The organism is Stappia albiluteola (assembly GCF_014050225.1).
Lineage (GTDB): Bacteria > Pseudomonadota > Alphaproteobacteria > Rhizobiales > Stappiaceae > Hongsoonwoonella > Hongsoonwoonella albiluteola.
Genome location: NZ_JACFXV010000030.1, coordinates 31,879 through 50,114, shown reverse-complemented (window position 1 = coordinate 50,114; position 18,236 = coordinate 31,879). Strand labels below are relative to the sequence as shown.

Below are 18,236 nucleotides of genomic sequence, written 5' to 3'. Positions count from 1 at the left end.
GAGCCGGGGATGACATCGGTGTGCCGGGCAGACGCCTGCCTGACTCGCGACCTTCGACTTGACGCACGGCCTCTCCCCTCGTCTTCGCCGGGCCCAGTAATAGGAAATGATCCGGCGATCCATGGGCGGTGGCGGCAAGATCAGGCGCTGCCTGGATACGCGGGTCAGGCCCGCGCATGACGAATCGAGGGGGTGGCAGAGAAGCGGCCACTCACTCTGTCATGCCCACGCAGGTGGGCATCCAGTAACCGCCGGGGTTTGAGATTCAGCTACTGAGTCCGGCGGCTACTGGATCCCCGGTCGAGCCGGGGATGACATCCGAGTGCTGGGCAACGCCCGCACCGCCCCTCCGGAAGCGGGAAACAGGCTGAATCGGCTACTTCGGGTCGCAGCGATTCTCCTGTGTGATTCCCTTTGAAGACGCTGCGGAATGCCGATCTGTGACACTCTTTCAACAGCCCGGTTCAGTCGAAAAAGTGCCCGTTTCTGAACGATATCTTAAATTCCGCCCCCCGTTTCGTGGCTTTCGTGCAACACGCAGATTTGAAACGGCCGCCATAAGGCCGAAGCGGGCTATTCGCGGTTGAACCGCAAGTCCGGTTGCGTATGGTCAGTCTTGCGAGCGGCGGAAACGTCGCACCTGAATTGCCCGCCACGGACATCCAACCTCCGAACGGTGGCAATCAGACTTCATTCGCGGGGAAACGGAGACTGGCACTTCAAGGTGCCCCTGCACTGGCCAGGCTCCTCGATTGACTGATTTGGAGGTCAGGAAATGAACATCAAGAGCATTCTGCTCGGCGCTGCGGCTGCTGCCGCTGCTGCTACCGGCGCCCAGGCGGCCGATCTCCCGGTTGCTCCGGAGCCGGTAGACTACGTCCGTATCTGCGACGCTTTCGGTACGGGCTTCTTCTACATTCCGGGCACCGAGACCTGCCTGCGCGTTGGCGGCCGTATCCGTACGGAATTCCGTTTCAACGACTTCGGTGATTCCGACAACTCCTGGGACGAAGACAGCGACATCTCCACGGCCTTCCGTGCTCGTGGCTATATCCGTCTCGACTCCCGCACCAACACCGAGTTCGGCCTGCTGCGCACCTACCTGGACCTGTTCGTGACCAACACGACCGGCTCCTCGTCGAATGACAGCGTCAACCTCGACAAGGCCTTCATCCAGTTCGGCGGCCTGACCGCCGGCCGTACGACGTCGTTCTACGACTTCTACACCGGCAACAACTGGGGTGCGGTGTTCAACCAGGGCTTCTCCGATAACGGCGACCAGAACCTGTTCGGTTACACCTACGCCTTCGGCAACGGTTTCTCGGTTTCGGTCTCGGCCGAAGACGGCACCGACCGTCGTCGTTCGATCCTCGGTGTTGCTGCGATTACTGGGACGACGACGATCGTCACCGGTACTGCTCCGACCGCGCTCCTCACGACCGGTTCTGGATTTGGCACTGCTGCTGCAGCCGATCTCTATGGCGGCCACAAGATCCCCGACTTCGTCGCGAATCTTCGCGTCGACCAGGGCTGGGGTTCGGCCCAGATCATGGGCGCCCTGCACCATGTCTACTATGACAAGACCACCTACGGCCCGCTCGCTACCGCTGCTGGTGGCCTCGGCTACGCTCCGGACTCCGAGCTCGGCTGGGCGATCGGCGCCGGCGTGACCTTCAACGTACCGATGCTTGCTCCGGGCGACTATGTCGGCCTGCAGGCTTCGTACTCGCAGGGTGCCGTCAACTATGCTGGCAACGTCAACGGCTCGGCTGCGGACGGTGTTGTCGACTTCTCGAACGGCGACCTCGACCTGACCGACGCATGGCAGATCGGCGCGGGCTTCACCCACTTCTGGACCCCGACCCTGAACTCGTCCATCACGGCGAGCTACATCAGCATCGACCATCCGAATGGCGTGCAGGACCTCGACGAGTGGAACGTCCAGGGCAACATCGTGTGGAACCCGGTTTCCGGCCTCGATATCGGTGCTGAAGTCGAGTACTACAACGACGACTACAGCTCGGGCATCGGCGGTCTGTCCGACAAGGACGCTGTCAACGTCGTGCTGCGCGTCCAGCGCACCTTCTAATCCAGTCCTCCCGGACTGCGATAGCTGGCCCGGCGGGAAACCGCCGGGCTTTGCTTTTTTGATTTTCGTTTGATTATTCGTGTCGCAAACCGTCGTTTCAGGTCGCGATCTTCCTGTTCAGGAAGGAGGCGACTGCATCCTGCTCCGTCGCGGTCCACAGCAACGGCGCATGGCCTTGCCCCTCGACGGTCAGTACCTCCAGCTCCGGCTTCAGGCTCCGCGCCTGTTCCAGCGTTGCATTGCTCAGGATGTCGGAGTTCTCGGCCCTGATCAGCATCTGAGGAATGTTCTTCAAGCTACTGAAAAGAGGCCATAAATCCGGAACGCTATCCGGTGCGAGATCCGCCAGCCCGTTGCCGAGCGCCGGGTCATAGTCCAGCACGACGCCTTGGTCCGTCTCTACATAGAGCTGGCGGGCGAAGCGGTGCCAGTCGCCCTCCGAAAGCCCGGTGAAGCTATCCGCGTAAAGCGAGCGCAGCCTTGCCGCCGCCGCCTCCCAGGACGGGGCGGTCATTTCCCTGCCGATGATTTCCGATAGCCGTTTCAGGCCCTCGAACTCGATCTTGGGGCCGATATCGTTCAGCACGATCGCCCTGACCAGATCCGGTTTCTGCGCGGCCAGCGCCATGGCGTGAATGCCGCCGCGCGATGTGCCGACGACCGCGCAGGCGGCGATGCCGAAAGCTTCCAGGCCGAGCTGGATATCGTCGCCTTCCGTCGGGATCGAATAGTTCTGCCAGTCCGGATCGCGGTCGGAGGCGCCCCGGCCGCGATAGTCCATGGCGATCACCCGGTATCCTTCTCCTGCCAGCCTGGCGGCGAGGGGGGCGAAGTCGCGGGCGTTCCTGGAGAGCCCGGCGAGACAGAGCACGGGCACCGGTTTCGCTGACGCGCCCTGTGCCGGGAACCACTCGCGAGCGCTCAATCGTAAACCGTTTCGCGACCGCCATTGGCGCGCTGTCCAGGCCGGCTCCTCGCCCTCGCATGCAGTGTCGGTCAAGGTCATCGGGTGTTCCTCTTGTTCCCAATCCGCAAATGCAGGGGCCTCACTGTACTGTCATTCCCGCGCAGGCGGGTACCACGCATTCTGTCATCTCCGCGCAGGCGGAGATCCAGTACACGGCTGATTCAGTGATAAAATCGCGGATATCGGCGGCTACTGGATGCCCACCTGCGTGGGCATGACAGAGCTTGTAGCGGCCTCTTTGCCCAAACCTCTCGGGTCGTCCTTGCCGGGCTTGACCCGCGTATCCAAATGACACCCGCAGCCTTCGCCGCCGCTTCATGGATCGCCGGGTCAGGCCCGGCGAAGACGCGGGGAGAGGCAGAGCCCCATCCGACGGCAGAGTTGGCATGACGGCCGAGGAAGGGCTGCGGTTGCCCTGCAATAGCACCCGAAAAACTCCCGTTCCTTGTTGCCCGGCACTTGTTCGCCGACTATTGTGCCGGTCCCGGTAATATCGGGCCAGTTTAACCACCAAATGCCAAAAGGAATGTCCCAATGTTCAAGGGATCGATGCCCGCTCTCGTCACTCCTTTCAGGAACGGCGCGGTCGACGAGAAAGCTTTCCAGGACCTGGTGGACTGGCAGATAAAAGAGGGCTCGCACGGGCTGGTGCCGGTGGGAACGACCGGCGAAAGCCCGACGTTGACCCATGATGAGCACAAGCGTGTCATCGAGCTCTGCATCGAGGCGGCGGGCGGCCGCGTGCCGGTGATGGCGGGCGCCGGCTCCAACAACACGCTCGAAGCGATCGATTTCGCCCGCCACGCGGAAAAGGCCGGCGCCAACGGGTTGCTGGTCGTAACACCCTATTACAACAAGCCGAACCAGGCGGGCCTTATCGCCCACTACAAGGCGATCGACGCCGAGGTCGGCATTCCGATCTACATCTACAACATTCCCGGCCGCTCGGTGATCGACATGACCCCGGCGACCATGGCGGAACTGTTCCGGACCTGCCGCAACATCAAGGGCGTCAAGGACGCGACCGCCAATATGGCCCGCGTCAGCCTGCAGCGGGAGGCCTGCGGGCCGGACTTCGTCCAGCTTTCGGGCGAGGACATCACCGCGCTCGGCTTCAACGCCCATGGCGGCAAGGGCTGCATCTCGGTGACGGCGAATATCGCACCGAGGCTGTGCGCGCAGTTCCAGACTGCCTGCCTCGCCGGCGACTATGCCACCGCGCTGGAGATCCAGGACCGGCTGGCGCCGCTGCACGAGGCGCTGTTCATCGAGCCGAACCCGACGGGTGCGAAATATGCCCTGTCGCTGCTTGGCAAGATGGAGAACGAACTGCGCCTGCCGCTGGTGCCGGTTTCCGCGCCGACGCAGGAGCGCATCAAGGCGGCCATGACCCATGCCGGCCTGCTGAACTGAGCGGTCCGGAGATACGCATGAAGGCAGCCAGCCGATGAGCGCCAAAAAGGGAGGCGACGACCGCAAGGTCGTCGCCGACAATCGCAAGGCCCGGTTCAACTATGAAATCGAGCAGGTGTTCGAGGCGGGGATCGAACTCAAGGGCACCGAGGTGAAGTCGCTGCGCGAAGGGCGCTCGAACATCGCCGAATCCTATGCCGCCGAAAGGGGCGGCCAGCTCTGGCTCTACAACGCCTATATCCCGGAATACCTGCAGGCCAACCGCTTCAATCACGAGACGCGCCGCCCGCGCCGCCTGCTGATGCACCGCCGCGAGATCGGCAAGCTTGCCAGCGCCGTGCAGAAGGATGGCAAGACGCTCATTCCGCTGCGCCTTTATTTCAACGAGCAGGGGCGGGCGAAGCTGGAACTGGCGCTGGCGCGCGGCAAGAAGCTGCACGACAAGCGCGAGACGGAAAAGAAGCGCGACTGGGACCGCGAGAAGGGCCGGCTGTTGAAAACGGCCGGATAAACCGGTTCAAAACCTGTTTCCAACCTGTGGATAACCTTGGGGAAGGTGGTGGGCTCTTGTCGCCCCAACCTCTGTCATGCCCACGCAGGTGGGCATCCAGTAACCACAGGCACCCGAGATTTGATCACTGGTTCAGTCGGTTACTGGATCCCCGGTCGAGCCGGGGATGACACCGCGGTGCGAGGCGGGTGCTTGCGCTACTCCCGGCCACCGGATGGGCGCACTGCCTCTCCCCGCGTCTTCGCCGGGCTCGACCCGGCGATCCATGGTAAAGCAGCGGCGGGCGGCAATGCGGCATAGATGCCCGGGTCGAGCCCGGGCATGACGCAGGAGAAGCTGCGGCAAGGGGCGCCCGCCTCACGCCGTGACCAGAATGCTCTCCAGCAGCGTCCGCCTTGCGCCTTCGATCGCGGCGGGGCGGCGGCTGTCGCGCTCCACCAGCACATGCACGAAGCGGCCCTGGGCGGCGGCCTGCGGATCGTCATTACGAAACAGAGCTATATCATAGGTGACCGACGAACGGCCGAGCCGCGCCACCCGTACGCCGGCGTGGATCAGGTCGGGAAACGTCACCTCGCTGAAATAGCTGCAGGTGGTTTCCACCACCAGGAAGACCTCTTCGGAGGCGGTCAGCGACAGCACGCCGTTCTCGATCAGCCAGCCGTTCACCGCCGTGTCGAAATAGCTGAGATAGGTGACGTTGTTGACGTGGCCGTAGGTGTCGTTGTCCATCCAGCGCGTCGGGATCGGCCGGAACAGACGAAAGGCGTCCCGGCTGAACGGCTCGGCTCGTTCGCTCATGACCGACCGTCCCGTCAATAGGCCGCGCGGTAGATGGCGAAGGCGTCTTCCTCGCTCACCTCGCGCGGGTTATTGACGAGAAGGCGCGTCTGCTTCATCGCATCATGCGCCATCATGGCAAGGTCGTTCTCGCTGATGCCGACCTGGCGCAAGCGCGTCTCAAGCCCGAGCCTAGCGGTGAGGGCGGCAAGTTCCTCGATGAATCGCGCCGCGACGTCCTGCGTGCCGCCGCCCGTGCCAAGCGCCGGGAAGGCATGCGGGGCAAGCTCCGCATAGGCGGAAGCAGCCTCCGGCGCGTTGAAGCGCAGCACATGCGGCAGCACCAGCGCGTTCGAAAGCCCGTGCGGCACGTGGAAGCGGCCGCCGATCGGATAGGCAAGCGCGTGAACGGCCGCGACCGGAGAATTGGCGAAAGCCTGTCCGGCAAGCATCGAACCGAGCAGCATGGCCGAGCGGGCTTCCATGTCGCCGCCATCCGAAACGGCGCGCTCGATATGGCCGCCCAGCAGCCGCAGCGCTTCCGTCGCGAGGTTGCGCGACAGCGGATTGTTGTTGGCCGATTTCGACGTATAGGCCTCGATGGCGTGCACCATGGCGTCGACGCCGGTCGCCGCCGTCACATGCGCGGGCAGGCCGACCGTCAGGCGCGGGTCGAGCACGGCGAGATCGGGCAGGATGACGGGCGAGACGACGCCGCGCTTTTCGTCGTCCTCCACGGTGACGATGGAGATGGGCGTTACTTCCGAGCCTGTGCCGGCGGTGGTCGGCACCAGGGCGAGCGGCAGGCGCGGGCCTTTCGCATTTCCGACACCGAAGGCGGCGTCGAGGCTCTCGGTGCCGGGAGCGAGCAGGGCGGCGAGCTTGGCAACGTCGAGCGACGAGCCGCCGCCAAGACCGAGCACGCCGGTTGCATCCATGTGGCGGGCCTGGGCCGCCGCCGCCATGACGATCGCCCGTGGCGGGTCGGCCAGCACGTCGTCGAAGATCTCGACCGTCCGGCCGGCCTTGCGCAGCGCGTCGGCTATAGGTGCGACGAGTCCGGTGCCGATCATGCCCTTGTCGGTGACCAGCAGCACGCGGTTGCCGAGAAATGCGGCGTGTTCGTCAAGCTTCTCGGCCGCGCCCTCGGCAAAGACGATCCGCGCCGTGGTGTTGAACGTGAAGGGCATGATCATCGCCCGGACCTCCCGATCTCGAACCCGTCATTGCGGGACCATGTTCTCTGTTGCGGGAAGACTTGCATGATCGAAAGCGGCAAGTCGAGGCCGGTCTTGCCGGGAAAGCGGCGGCGCCGGCCAGGGGTCAGCGTTGCGGCGGGAATTCCGCCTCGCAGAAGGCGACGGCGCGTGCGCGGAACGTGTCGTATTGCGCCGGCGTGACGATGCCTTCCTCGCGCATCTTGTCGACCGCGCCGACGCGTTCCGACAGGCAGGCGTCAAGCCGGGGATTGGCAGGCGCGCTGTCGACCGCGGAACCGGCAACGGGCGTTCCTCCGCCGCTGAAGGCGAGTGTGCCGCGACTCAACTCGTCGCGCCCGAGCCAGCCCATCAGCGCAAGGCCCGCAACCGCGATCAGAACGGCTGCGATCCTTGCCGGCCAGCGATCGAGCGGCGAGGCGGGCGCCATGGTTCAGCCGCCCGTAACGCTCATATGGCGGGAAACGGCCGGCCGCTTGGTGCGCCGGTCGATGATGAAATCGTGCCCCTTCGGCTTGCGGCCGATCGCCTCGTCGATGGCGGCAAACAGCAGCTCGTCGCCTTCGGAAGCGCGCAGCGGCGCGCGCAGGTCGGCGCTGTCGTCCTGGCCGAGGCACATGTAGAGCATGCCGGTGCAGGTGATGCGCACGCGGTTACAGCTCTCGCAGAAATTATGGGTCATCGGCGTGATGAAGCCGAGCCGCCCGCCGGTTTCCTCAACCTCGACATAGCGCGCCGGGCCGCCGGTCTTGTAGGGGATGTCGGTAAGCGTAAATTCCTCCGCGATGCGGGCGCGCACCAGCGACAGCGGCAGATACTGGTCGGTGCGGTCGCCGTCGATCTCGCCGAGCGGCATCGTCTCGATCAGCGTCAGGTCGTAGCCGTGCTCGTGGCACCAGCGGGTCATCGGCAGGATTTCATGCTCGTTGACGCCCTTCAGCGCCACCATGTTGATCTTCACCTTGAGGCCGGCGTCGGTGGCCGCGCGGATGCCGTCCATCACCTTGCCGAGGTCGCCCCAGCGGGTAATGGCGCGGAAACGATCCTTTTCCAGCGTGTCCAGCGACACGTTGATCCGGCGCACGCCGCAGTCGTAGAGCTCGCCCGAGAAGCGATGCAGCTGTGAGCCGTTGGTGGTCAGCGTCAGTTCTTCCAGCGCGCCGCTTTCAAGATGGCGCGACAGGCCGCGGATCATGCTCATGATGTTCCGCCGCACCAGCGGCTCGCCGCCGGTCAGCCGAAGCTTGCGCACGCCCTTGGCGATGAAGGCGGAGCAGAGCCGGTCAAGTTCCTCAAGCGTCAGCACCTCGCGCTTCGGCAGGAAGGTCATGTCCTCGGCCATGCAATAGACGCAGCGAAAGTCGCAGCGGTCCGTGACCGACACCCGTAAATAGGTGACGGCGCGGCCGAACGTGTCGATCATCGGCTGACCCGTTACGGGAGAAGTTGCCGCCGAACCGGCCCGAACGCTACCGTTTTCCGTATCCGCTACCAAAACCCGCTCCCCGGCCCGGCGCCTCGCGCGCAACGGCAAGATACCTTACCGTCCCGTCGCGCCTGCCTTTTCAATCGCTTCAGGTCTTCGAAGGTAGCGTTTTGCACCGGCGCGTCAATTGATCTTCGGCAAAAGCGTGACACTCCGGCTCAGGATTTCGGAGGATTTATCGGATGTCTGCACGGCGCGGGCTTGCCAGATCGCCGCGAAGGACTATCGTCTCGGCCAATCAGGAAAGGACACCCGCTCGTGAGCGAAGAGAAGAAAGCCTGGCCGACCGAGATCCGCCTGAGCAAGGATCGCCGCATCCTCACCGTCAGCTTTGACAATGGCGAGGCGCATGAGCTTTCCGCCGAATACCTGCGCGTCTGTTCGCCCTCGGCCGAGGTGCAGGGCCATTCGCCCTCCCAGCGCAAGACGGTGACCGGCAAGCGCGGCGTGACGATCATCGAGATTGAGCCGGTCGGCAACTACGCGGTGAAGCTCCATTTCGACGACCTGCACAATTCCGGCATCTACTCCTGGGACTATTTCCTGAAGCTCGGCCACGAGCGCGAGGTGCTGTGGGGTGGCTATCTCAAGGAGCTTGAGGAAAAGGGATTGAGCCGGGATCGCTGATCCGGCCAGCAGGGTCCGCCTAGTGGCCGTCCTCGGCTGCCAGCTTCTCCGCATAGGCGACGATCGCGTCGATGTCCTCGACCTTGAGAATGACTTCTTTCGTGGTCGCGGGGAGATCCTCGGGACGCGGGGCATCGTCCTCGAAGCGCACATGCGCGGGATGAGGCAGGCGAGCGTAAAAGCTCGCGAAACGCTCGTGCCAGTCGGGCAGGGCTGAAATCAGGATCATGAAGGAGGGGGTCGAGGAAATGCCCGTCATGCGGTTTTCAGGGCTGACCACATGGCAGCGCGAGCAATGCAACTCGGCGATCTCTTCGCCGCGCGCCGCTAGATCGTCCGCCGCCAGGACGGGATGGGCCGAAAGCGCCGCCAGCATCGCCAGCAAGCTCCTTCTCCTTTCCGCCGGATTGCACCGCATGAGGCAATGGCCCTCCGCATGACCGAAGGGCCAGTTTAGGCGGGATCGGTTCGACCGCAACCCTTGACGGAGAAGGCCAGCCGGAGGCGAGGCCCGCCTCCGGCCTGCAGGGTCAGCGGCGGACAACCACCCTCGTTCCCACATCGACCAGGTTGTAGAGGTGGATCACGTCCTCATTGGCCATACGAATGCAGCCGGACGAGACGGCGGTGCCGATCGTCCATGGCTCGTTGGAGCCGTGGATGCGGTAGTAGGAACTGCCGAGATAGAGGGCGCGCGCGCCAAGCGGATTGTTGGGGCCGCCCGGCATGTAGGCCGGCAGCTTGCGGCCCTTGCGCGCCTCGCGAACGCGCATTTGCGGCGGCGGCGTCCAGCCCGGCCACTCCGCCTTGCGCGAGATGCGCTGCGTGCCGGCCCACTGGAAGCCCTCGCGGCCGACGCCGATGCCGTATTTCATCGCCTTGCCGCCCGGCATTACGTAATAGAGGCGCCGCTCGTCGGTCTCGATGATGATCGTACCGGGGCTATAGGCGCCGGCGTATTTCACCACCTCGCGCTTGATCGGCGACTTGCCGCCGTAACGGGCGGTCGGACCGTAGGTAATCCATTTCTTGGTGTTGGGATCGAAGAACTGATTGCCGCTTTGTGCAAAGGCCGATGTAGCGCCCAGGGCGGCGGCGAGTAATGCTACGCATGCGAGAAGCTTACGCATCTCATACCCCACTCTTTACTCAACTATACCTGGCCCAGATGCAGCATCAGGAAATCCGGCAGCCGGTTGCCCGCCCCGATCCCGTCCTGGAAAGCACTTTACGACTGCCTATGCAGGTGTTCGAACAAGAACATCCGCATTGCTGCCGCGGTATATCAATAGCTTCTGCCGCTTGCGATCTCGTTAACGTAGAGATGTTCCGGCTACCTTGGTAAGAAACGGTTGAATTGCGCGTATTCCCTGGCGGCGAAGCGGACTGCAATCCCACGTTTCATTTTATGCCCAAAAAGGGTACCTGAAAGAGACGCGTTCAACAATTCAATATGCGAAATAAAAGCGCCGGAACCTTGGGTTCCGGCGCAATTTTGTGTCCAGATTACCTTGGGCTGATTGGGTCTGATCAGCCGAGGTTGAGTTCCTGGAAGAAATCGTTGCCCTTGTCGTCGACAACGATGAAGGCGGGGAAGTCCTCAACCTCGATGCGCCAGACCGCTTCCATGCCGAGTTCCTCGAATTCGACCACCTCGACCTTCTTGATGCAGTCCTGCGCTAGACGGGCGGCGGGCCCACCGATCGAGCCGAGATAGAAGCCGCCATGGGCCTGGCAGGCGCGGCGCACCTGCGGCGAGCGGTTGCCCTTGGCCAGCATCACCATCGAGCCGCCGGCGGCCTGGAACTGGTCCACATAGGCATCCATGCGGCCCGCCGTGGTCGGGCCGAAGGCGCCCGAGGCATAGCCCTCCGGCGTCTTGGCCGGGCCGGCGTAATAGACCGGGTGGTTCTTGATGTAGTCGGGCAGCGGTTCGCCGCGCTCCAGCCGCTCGCGCAGCTTGGCGTGGGCGAGGTCGCGCGCGACGATCAGCGGTCCGGTGAGCGAGAGCCGGGTCTTGATCGGATGGCGGGTCAGTTCGCCCAGGATCTCGGGCATCGGGCGGGTAAGATCGATCTTCACGACCTTGTCCGACAGGTGACCTTCCTCGACCTCGGGGAGATACTTGTGCGGGTCGCGCTCAAGCTCCTCCAGAAAGATGCCGTCCTTCGTGATCTTGGCGGTCGCCTGGCGGTCGGCCGAGCAGGAAACGCCGATGCCGATCGGCAGCGAGGCGCCGTGTCGCGGCAGGCGGATGACGCGCACGTCATGGCAGAAATACTTGCCGCCGAACTGCGCGCCGACGCCGGTCGCCTGCGTCAGCTTGTGGATCGCCGCCTCCATCTCGACATCGCGGAAGGCGTTGCCGGCCTCCGAACCCTCGGTCGGCAGGGCGTCGAGGTAGCGCGCGGAGGCAAGCTTGACCGTCTTCAGGTTCATTTCGGCGCTGGTGCCGCCGATGACGATCGCCAGGTGATAGGGCGGGCAGGCGGCGGTGCCGAGCGTCAGGATCTTCTCCTTGATGAAGTCCATCAGCCGCTCCGGCGTCAGCAGCGACGGCGTGCCCTGGTAGAGGAAGGTCTTGTTGGCCGAGCCGCCGCCCTTGGCGATGAAGAGGAACTTGTAGGCGTCCTCGCCCTCGGAATAGATCTCCACCTGCGCCGGCATGTTGTTGGCGGTGTTCTTTTCCTCGAACATCGACAGCGGCGCGAGCTGGGAATAGCGCAGGTTCTTCTTGAAATAGGCGTCGCGCGAGCCTTCCGCCAATGCGGCCTCGTCGCCGCCCTTCGTCCAGACGCGGCGGCCCTTCTTGCCCATGATGATCGCCGTGCCGGTGTCCTGGCACATGGGCAGGACGCCGTGCGAGGAGATATTGGCGTTCTTCAGGAGGTCGAAGGCGACGAACTTGTCGTTTTCCGTCGCCTCCGGATCGTCAAGGATCGCGCGAAGCTGGGCCAGGTGGCCGGGACGCAGGAAATGGTTGATGTCGGCGAAGGCTTCCTCGGCCAGAAGGCGCAGACCCTCCGGCTCCACGACGAGCACTTCCTCGCCGTTGAAGGTCGAGGTCGATACGTGGTCCGACGTGATCTTGCGATAGGGCGTTTCGTCCTTGCCCAGCGGAAAGAGCGGCGTGTGCTGGTAGGGCGGCGGCTTGAGCTCGGACATATTCCTTCCTCTCCCTCAGGCGCACGGAGCGGCAGGCCTCTCGGCCCGGCTCGCATGCGGGCGGTCCATGTGTCGTTGGCCGCCTTTTACGCCATTCGGGAGACGCTCGCCAAGCGCGGTCTGGTTATCTTTTCGGACGAAACCGGGCGCTATCTCGTCGCGGTGATCCGGAACGATACGCTGACGGCGGTTGCCACCGTGCCTTCGGGAATGCCGGCGCCGATCTTCCAGGCATCGCGCGAAAGCTCCAGTTTGCCGGCGGCGGTGGCCGTGTCGCCGTCGATCTCCAGGGCAAAAGGCAGGGAAACGGGAACCGATACGCCCTTGATCGTCAGAGTTCCGGCAGCCTCATAGCTGCCTTCGCCGGTGACCGTCGCACCCCTTGCCTCGAAAACGGCTTCGGGAAACGCCGGTGCGTCGAACCAGGTGTCGGACGGCAGCGTACCGTCGATCTGTGCCTGGCCGGTGCGGGCGGAGGCGACATTGACCGTCGTGCGGATCCGGGCGGTTTCCGGCGCGGCCGGGTCGAACGAGATTTCCGCCGTCCAGTCTTCGAAGCGGCCCTCGACAGGCGCGCCCGCCTGTACCGCCGTGAAGGCGAGCTCGCTGCTTGCCCTGTCGACCTTCCAGACAGGCGCGCCGGCCATTGCCGGGAACGCGGCGAGGACGAATGCCAGGGGAGCGGCAAGGCGAAGTACGGCGAAGGACATTTGTGAAGGCCTCTTGTCGAAGATCGATCGGGCGGGATCGCCTGTCGCGTCAGGTGGTTTGACGGGCGGGCTTCAGCGATGTCATGCGGGTCAGCACAGCGTCCCGCGTGATGAAGTGATGCTTGAGGGCGGCGGCGACATGCAATGCGACGAGGGCAAGCATGAACCAGCCAAGCAGTTCGTGAACCGTCTTCAGCGTCGCTTCGGCTTCCGCCTTGCCGCCGAGCACCTCCGGCACAGGCAGATGCGGCACCGGCAGCACATTGAAGACGATGGTCGGAATGCCCCACGGCGAAGCGGACACCATCAGCCAGCCGGACAGGGGGATGGCGAGCATCAGGGCGTAAAGGCCGGCATGGCCGAGATGGGCGGCCAGACGCTCGAGACGCGGCATCGTGGCGGGAAGGCGCGGCGATGGATTGACGGCGCGCCAGGCCAGCCGGCCAACGGCAAGCGCCAGGAAGGTCATGCCGAGCGACTTGTGCAACTGGTAGAGGGCGAAGGTGAATGGATCGGTCTGCGGCAGCCCGGTCATGACGAGGCCGAGCGCGAACAGCACGAAGACCAGCGCGGCCATCGTCCAGTGAAAGGCAATGGCGATCGCCCCGTATCCTGTCCTTGTATTGCGCAGCATGGCCGGGCTCCTGCTTGCGGGAGAAGAGGCGCGCGCGGGGCTCGCGCGCGCCCGGGTCGTTCGGGTCAGTCCTGCGCCTTGAGCGCTTCGGCGCTGAAGGTGACGGTCACTTCGTCGCCGACGTAGGGGACGTAGAGGTCCATGCCGAAGTCCGACCGCTTGATCACGGTGGATGCGTTGAGGCCGACGGCGGGAACCTTGGCCAACGGATGCTCGCCGATCGTGTTGACCACCACGTCAAGGGTCACCGGCTTGGTGATACCCTTGATCGTCAGGTCGCCCGATACGGCAAGCTGCTTCTCGCCCACCTTTTCCACCTTGGTGGAGACGAAGCTGGCAGTCGGGTTCTTGCCGACGTCGAAGAAGTCGCCGCTCTTGAAATGGGTGTCGCGCTCGCCCCAGAAAGTATCCAGGCTGGCGACGTCGATCGTCATCTTCACCGTGGAATTGGCCGGGTTCTCTTCGTCGATCAGCAGTTCGGCGTTCCAGTCCGCAAAACGGCCGCTCGTCGTCGAATAGCCGAGGTGGTTGTAGGAGAAGGCGAGATTGGAATGCGACTTGTCGAGCGTGTAGGCGATGGGTTCGGCGAGAACTGGGGAAACGGCCAGGGCGCTCAGGAGGGCGGCGGTGGCGAAGCGGATCATGGATGCGGACTCCGGCTTGATGTTGGGCATGCGGCCGCTGGTTCGATGCTGCGGTGCGATGATGCCGATGTTGTGCGTTTTTGCGGATGGTTCAATTTGACTGACTGTTTCCGCAGACCGAACAGTGACTTCAGCCGGAGCGGGTAGCCTGCGGGAGATATTGTGCGCGTCCCGGGCTTCGGGCAATGTGACGAAGCCGGATCACGCGGCCGGTTTGCGGCTTTCGTGTGAGAATTGGGCCGGGTTTCAGGGATTTGGATGAAGCGCGATGATCGATCTTTACACGTGGAGCACGCCGAACGGGCGCAAGGTTTCCATCATGCTCCACGAATGCGAGCTGGAATATACGGTCTACCCGATCGATATCGGCAAGGACGAGCAGTTCCGTCCCGCGTTCCTGAAGATTTCGCCGAACAACAAGATCCCCGCCATCGTCGACCGCGAAGCCGGCGTCAGCCTGATGGAATCCGGCGCGATCCTGCTTTACCTCGCAGAGAAGACCGGCAAGTTCCTGCCATCGCCCCTGCCGGAGCGGCTGCGCGTGATCGAATGGCTGATGTGGCAGATGGGCGGCTTCGGCCCGATGCTCGGTCAAGCGCACCACTTCCTGAAATACAATTCCGGCAAGGCGCCCTATGCCGAGGAGCGCTATTTCAATGAGACGCAGCGGCTCTATTCCGTGCTCGACCGGCAACTGGCCAGCCATGAATACGTGGCCGGCGACTATTCGATTGCCGATATCGCGATCTTCCCCTGGGCGGCACGCTTCGAATGGCAGCAGATCGACCTGACCGCCTATCCGAACGTGCTGCGCTGGTACAGGACGGTTGCCGCGCGCCCCGCGGTGATTGCCGGCTATGGCGTGCCTGTCGATGTCGGCCCCATCCCCATGCCTCACTAGGCAAGCTATCCGGTAAAGCGCCCGACGAGGGCCTGGCGAAGACGGCGGTCCTCGCCATTGACGTCATGGCCGAAGCGGATATCGCCCCGCTCGTCGATCCAGGCGGACTGGAACAGGGCAATCGCCATCGCGTTCTGGCGGGCGGGAAAGGTCACCGCGCTACCGCGTGCGATCAACTCCTTCAGGCCTGTCACCGGCAGCAGCCTTGGATCGATCAGCTCCGCAACAAAATCGAGACCGCCGACGATGCCGAATGCGGTCGAGGGCAGCGCCATGTCGCAGCGGCTGCCGTCTTGCGGGGCTTCGGCGAGCGCGTGGATGAACATGTCGGACGTACCCTCGAAACGAATGAGGAAGGTGCCGAGCGGATTGGCGGGTCCGGGGGCCAGGGACAGACGGATATCGTCTTGCCGGATGGAAATCTCCCGCTCCGAAATGTCCTTCCAGGGCAGAGAGGCGAGCGGCACTTCGGCGCCCTTCCATGAGAGCCTGAAGCCCTGTTTAGCCAATGCGGCAGGGTCTTTCTTGAGCAATGGCAGCAAGGTTTCGCCAAGGTAGCCGGCGGGCACGTTCCATGCCGGATTGAGCGCGATTTCCTTCAGCGCCGCAGCGCGAATGACGCCAAGGCGATCCGGGCAGTTCGGGAAAACCTCCAACGTCTTGCGCAGGCGGCCATTCTCGATGAGCTGCAGCTTGCCCTGTTCCTTATCGATCAGCAGCGTGATGCCCTGGATCAGCTCCGGCAGCCAGCGCTGACGCTCCATGGCGAGTTCTATCTGTTCGATCCGCCGCTCGATCGGGATGTTGAGCGCTATGACCGTCGCTGCATCGAGCTTGCCCGTTTCGGCCAGGCCGTAGCGGTGCTGGGCCTTGCGCAACGCCGTGACAAGGCCGTCGTCGAGCACCGCGTCGCCCGTCGTCGATCCGATCAGGCCTTCCGCGGCAAGACGCCGGCGCAACAGCGGAATTCGACTGTCGGTCTCGCCGGTTTCGACATCTCTGCCCGGCGGCAGCTGAACGAAACCTCCCGTGACGGCCATGTCCTGAAACGCTGCGAGGTGTTCGCGAAGCCTTCGATAGGTCGGATTGTAGGGCTCCCACGCATTGAAGAAGACCGAGACATCGCCCAGCTGCTGCAGAGCGGTCAGGACATTGACGCCGATGATGGCCTTGCGGGGCATATAGGCATCCGGGTGCACCATGCGCGGTACGACGCGGCCGGTCTTCAGGTCCTCCGCGTAGCGCAGGAAATGCGCGGTGTACCAGAGTTCGATCTCCGCCAGCCGGGGAGCGGGCGCGGTCCGGGCTTCGTCCGACAGATCTTCGAGGAATTCGAGCGGATAGCTTTCCGGGTTCAATCCATCCAGCGACGCGCGTCCGAGACGGTCCAGCAATTTCGCCATATTGCCGGTGCCGATCCACAGCGGCATCGAACTGTCGTCGCCGTAATAGGCGAGCAGGTCATCGCGGCGGGCCTGAACGGGCAGGGGGAGCTTGGGTTCCTCGGCCAGGACTTCGCGCACCTGCAGGATCAAGGGCTCCTGCGGGCGTTCCGCAAGGGTGGACGAAACCGGCATCAGTCCGACCAGGGCGCATAGTGAATAAAGCGCCGGATAAGCGATATATTGCCTGATAAAATACAAAGCGTCCGTGCTCCCTCGCGGACTAATGCCATGAGCCATTATTCTCTAAAAAGGGCGAGAATATAAAGTCAAACTTAGATAATATATCCATATTTGATGCATATATACCTAAGGGGTGTTGTTATGATTGGTATAATTATCAGGGTTTGTGGATTTGAGATGCGGAATATTTATATGCCCCTTCTCTTCAGTAGCGGTAGTTTGATGGGCATTCCCCACGCCTTTCTGTCGATGCCCCTCCGCCGGCTGCGGTTGGATATGTGAACGTCACCATCCGGTACGGCGTCACCATACCGGATCGGTGGGCGGTTGATTTTGATCGGAGAATTTCAGGTCGCGCGATTTCTCGCTGTCGCGGCATTCGCGCAGCTACCCGTATTTCTTCCTCCCAAGACACGGGTCCACGCCCGCCTTTTTTTAATCATAAGGTGCGGCTCGGTGCGGATACAACCAATTTCAACGGCGCCGAATGCAATTATTTCGTTACGGAACCTGAAAGGCCCATCTCGCATGGCAGCACCGGCGCGCTCTGACCGAAACGTGTTCCTCCAGGCCAATTTGGCTGGTTTGCATGCGAGCGAGCCGGCCTTATGTTCTGCGCATCATCAAGGTTCGGCGGCGGGGACTGCCGGGCCGGACCGCGGAGTTTTAGCCCATGCTCAGGAAATTGATGGCGGCCGCCGTCGCATTCGTTCTTTCCGCCCCAGCCTTTGCGCAGGAAGTGCAGATCCGGGAGATCGTCATCGGCACCGGCGAGGAGGCGGTCGTCGGCGCGGAAGTGACGGTGCATTACACGGGCTGGCTGGAAGACGGCACGAAATTCGATTCCAGCCTCGACCGTCAGCAGCCGTTTTCATTCACGCCCGGCGTCGGGCGCGTCATTCGCGGCTGGGAGCAGGGCGTGATCGGCATGAAGGTGGGCGGCAAGCGGGAACTCATCATTCCGCCGGAACTGGCCTATGGCAGCCGGGGCGCCGGCGGCGTCATTCCGCCCGACGCAACGCTCCGCTTCGAGATCGAGTTGCTGAAGGTGACGGGCTCCAAGTTCTCCAACCTCGACAATGACGGCCTGAAGGAGAAGCTATCGCAAGGCGCAACGGTGGTCGACATCCGCCGGCCCGACGAATGGAAGGCAACCGGCGTGATCGAAGGCAGCAAGCTGCTCACCTTTTTCGACGCGCAGGGTCAGGTAAACCCGACCTTCTTCGACGACCTTTCAGCTCTTGCCGGCAAGGACGACGAGATCGTGCTGATCTGCCAGCAGGGAGCCCGCTCGCTCGTCGTCTCGCGTTTCCTGTCGGAAAGGGCGGGTTACAGCAAGATCCGCAACGTCTCGGCCGGCATCGGCAAGTGGATCGCGGACGGCAATCCGGTGACGCAGGCGCAAGCGCCCGACGGATGCTGGCTCTGCTGAGGCCGATAAACGCGGGGCCGGCATTGGCCGGGCGG

At 63.4% G+C, this 18,236-nt stretch carries 18 protein-coding genes; 6 read left to right on the top strand and 12 right to left on the bottom strand.

Translation table 11 applies throughout. From position 1 onward, the window contains the following. The first annotated feature begins 775 nt into the window (after positions 1-775). The gene (locus H2509_RS01685) at positions 776-2,089 is read left to right on the top strand and encodes a porin (protein WP_182161653.1); all 1,314 of its coding nucleotides are present in this window, start codon (positions 776-778) and stop codon (positions 2,087-2,089) included. Positions 2,090-2,186: 97 nt separating this feature from the next. Here the strand turns inward: H2509_RS01685 and H2509_RS01680 are convergent, their stop codons facing one another. Continuing rightward, positions 2,187-3,095 carry an alpha/beta fold hydrolase gene (locus tag H2509_RS01680; protein ID WP_182161651.1) on the bottom strand — a complete coding sequence of 303 codons (909 nt, stop codon included), beginning with the start codon at positions 3,093-3,095 and terminating at the stop codon, positions 2,187-2,189. Between the two features lie 495 nt (positions 3,096-3,590). On the opposite strand from H2509_RS01680, the gene dapA reads away from it, so the two are divergent. Together dapA and smpB are read left to right on the top strand one after the other, a co-directional pair. Then, positions 3,591-4,469 (top strand): 4-hydroxy-tetrahydrodipicolinate synthase, encoded by an 879-nt coding sequence (dapA, locus tag H2509_RS01675; RefSeq protein ID WP_182161649.1) that lies wholly within the window; start codon positions 3,591-3,593, stop codon positions 4,467-4,469. 34 nt (positions 4,470-4,503) lie between these two features. Continuing rightward, the gene (gene smpB / locus H2509_RS01670) at positions 4,504-4,980 is read left to right on the top strand and encodes an SsrA-binding protein SmpB (protein WP_182161647.1); all 477 of its coding nucleotides are present in this window, start codon (positions 4,504-4,506) and stop codon (positions 4,978-4,980) included. Between the two features lie 357 nt (positions 4,981-5,337). Here smpB and H2509_RS01665 read toward each other — a convergent pair whose 3' ends face one another. The 4 genes from H2509_RS01665 to moaA form a co-directional block, all read right to left on the bottom strand. After that, positions 5,338-5,781: an acyl-CoA thioesterase gene (locus tag H2509_RS01665; protein WP_182161645.1), complete on the bottom strand. Its 444-nt coding sequence runs from the start codon at positions 5,779-5,781 to the stop codon at positions 5,338-5,340. A 14-nt stretch (positions 5,782-5,795) separates the two neighbouring features. Further along, positions 5,796-6,956 (bottom strand): iron-containing alcohol dehydrogenase, encoded by a 1,161-nt coding sequence (locus H2509_RS01660; RefSeq protein WP_182161643.1) that lies wholly within the window; start codon positions 6,954-6,956, stop codon positions 5,796-5,798. 127 nt (positions 6,957-7,083) lie between these two features. Beyond that, a complete protein-coding gene (locus tag H2509_RS01655) occupies positions 7,084-7,407 on the bottom strand; it encodes a hypothetical protein (RefSeq protein WP_182161641.1) in 324 nt (107 codons plus the stop codon). 3 nt (positions 7,408-7,410) lie between these two features. Beyond that, positions 7,411-8,400 carry a GTP 3',8-cyclase MoaA gene (gene moaA / locus H2509_RS01650; RefSeq protein ID WP_182161639.1) on the bottom strand — a complete coding sequence of 330 codons (990 nt, stop codon included), beginning with the start codon at positions 8,398-8,400 and terminating at the stop codon, positions 7,411-7,413. A 321-nt stretch (positions 8,401-8,721) separates the two neighbouring features. On the opposite strand from moaA, the gene H2509_RS01645 reads away from it, so the two are divergent. Next, positions 8,722-9,090 (top strand): gamma-butyrobetaine hydroxylase-like domain-containing protein, encoded by a 369-nt coding sequence (locus H2509_RS01645; RefSeq protein WP_182161638.1) that lies wholly within the window; start codon positions 8,722-8,724, stop codon positions 9,088-9,090. Positions 9,091-9,109: 19 nt separating this feature from the next. Here H2509_RS01645 and H2509_RS01640 read toward each other — a convergent pair whose 3' ends face one another. The 6 genes from H2509_RS01640 to H2509_RS01615 form a co-directional block, all read right to left on the bottom strand. Further along, a complete protein-coding gene (locus tag H2509_RS01640) occupies positions 9,110-9,475 on the bottom strand; it encodes a cytochrome c family protein (protein ID WP_182161637.1) in 366 nt (121 codons plus the stop codon). A 145-nt stretch (positions 9,476-9,620) separates the two neighbouring features. After that, positions 9,621-10,220, bottom strand: a complete 600-nt coding sequence (locus H2509_RS01635; RefSeq protein WP_182161636.1) for a L,D-transpeptidase — start codon at positions 10,218-10,220, stop codon at positions 9,621-9,623. Positions 10,221-10,620: 400 nt separating this feature from the next. Then, positions 10,621-12,255 (bottom strand): fumarate hydratase, encoded by a 1,635-nt coding sequence (locus tag H2509_RS01630; RefSeq protein WP_182161635.1) that lies wholly within the window; start codon positions 12,253-12,255, stop codon positions 10,621-10,623. 149 nt (positions 12,256-12,404) lie between these two features. Beyond that, the gene (locus H2509_RS01625; protein WP_182161634.1) at positions 12,405-12,965 is read right to left on the bottom strand and encodes a YceI family protein; all 561 of its coding nucleotides are present in this window, start codon (positions 12,963-12,965) and stop codon (positions 12,405-12,407) included. A 49-nt stretch (positions 12,966-13,014) separates the two neighbouring features. Beyond that, positions 13,015-13,599, bottom strand: coding sequence for a cytochrome b (locus H2509_RS01620; protein WP_182161633.1), 585 nt, complete (start codon positions 13,597-13,599; stop codon positions 13,015-13,017). Between the two features lie 65 nt (positions 13,600-13,664). Next, positions 13,665-14,243 carry a YceI family protein gene (locus H2509_RS01615; protein WP_182161632.1) on the bottom strand — a complete coding sequence of 193 codons (579 nt, stop codon included), beginning with the start codon at positions 14,241-14,243 and terminating at the stop codon, positions 13,665-13,667. A gap of 268 nt (positions 14,244-14,511) precedes the next feature. Here H2509_RS01615 and H2509_RS01610 point away from each other — a divergent pair, with 268 nt between their 5' ends. Further along, complete coding sequence (locus H2509_RS01610; RefSeq protein WP_182161631.1) at positions 14,512-15,144, top strand: glutathione S-transferase N-terminal domain-containing protein; 633 nt, start codon at positions 14,512-14,514, stop codon at positions 15,142-15,144. A gap of 5 nt (positions 15,145-15,149) precedes the next feature. On the opposite strand, the gene H2509_RS01605 is transcribed toward H2509_RS01610, so the two are convergent. Next, the gene (locus H2509_RS01605) at positions 15,150-16,721 is read right to left on the bottom strand and encodes a L,D-transpeptidase scaffold domain-containing protein (RefSeq protein WP_182161630.1); all 1,572 of its coding nucleotides are present in this window, start codon (positions 16,719-16,721) and stop codon (positions 15,150-15,152) included. A gap of 721 nt (positions 16,722-17,442) precedes the next feature. Here H2509_RS01605 and H2509_RS21235 point away from each other — a divergent pair. Continuing rightward, positions 17,443-18,201 carry an FKBP-type peptidyl-prolyl cis-trans isomerase gene (locus tag H2509_RS21235; protein ID WP_182161629.1) on the top strand — a complete coding sequence of 253 codons (759 nt, stop codon included), beginning with the start codon at positions 17,443-17,445 and terminating at the stop codon, positions 18,199-18,201. The last annotated feature ends 35 nt before the right edge of the window (positions 18,202-18,236 follow it).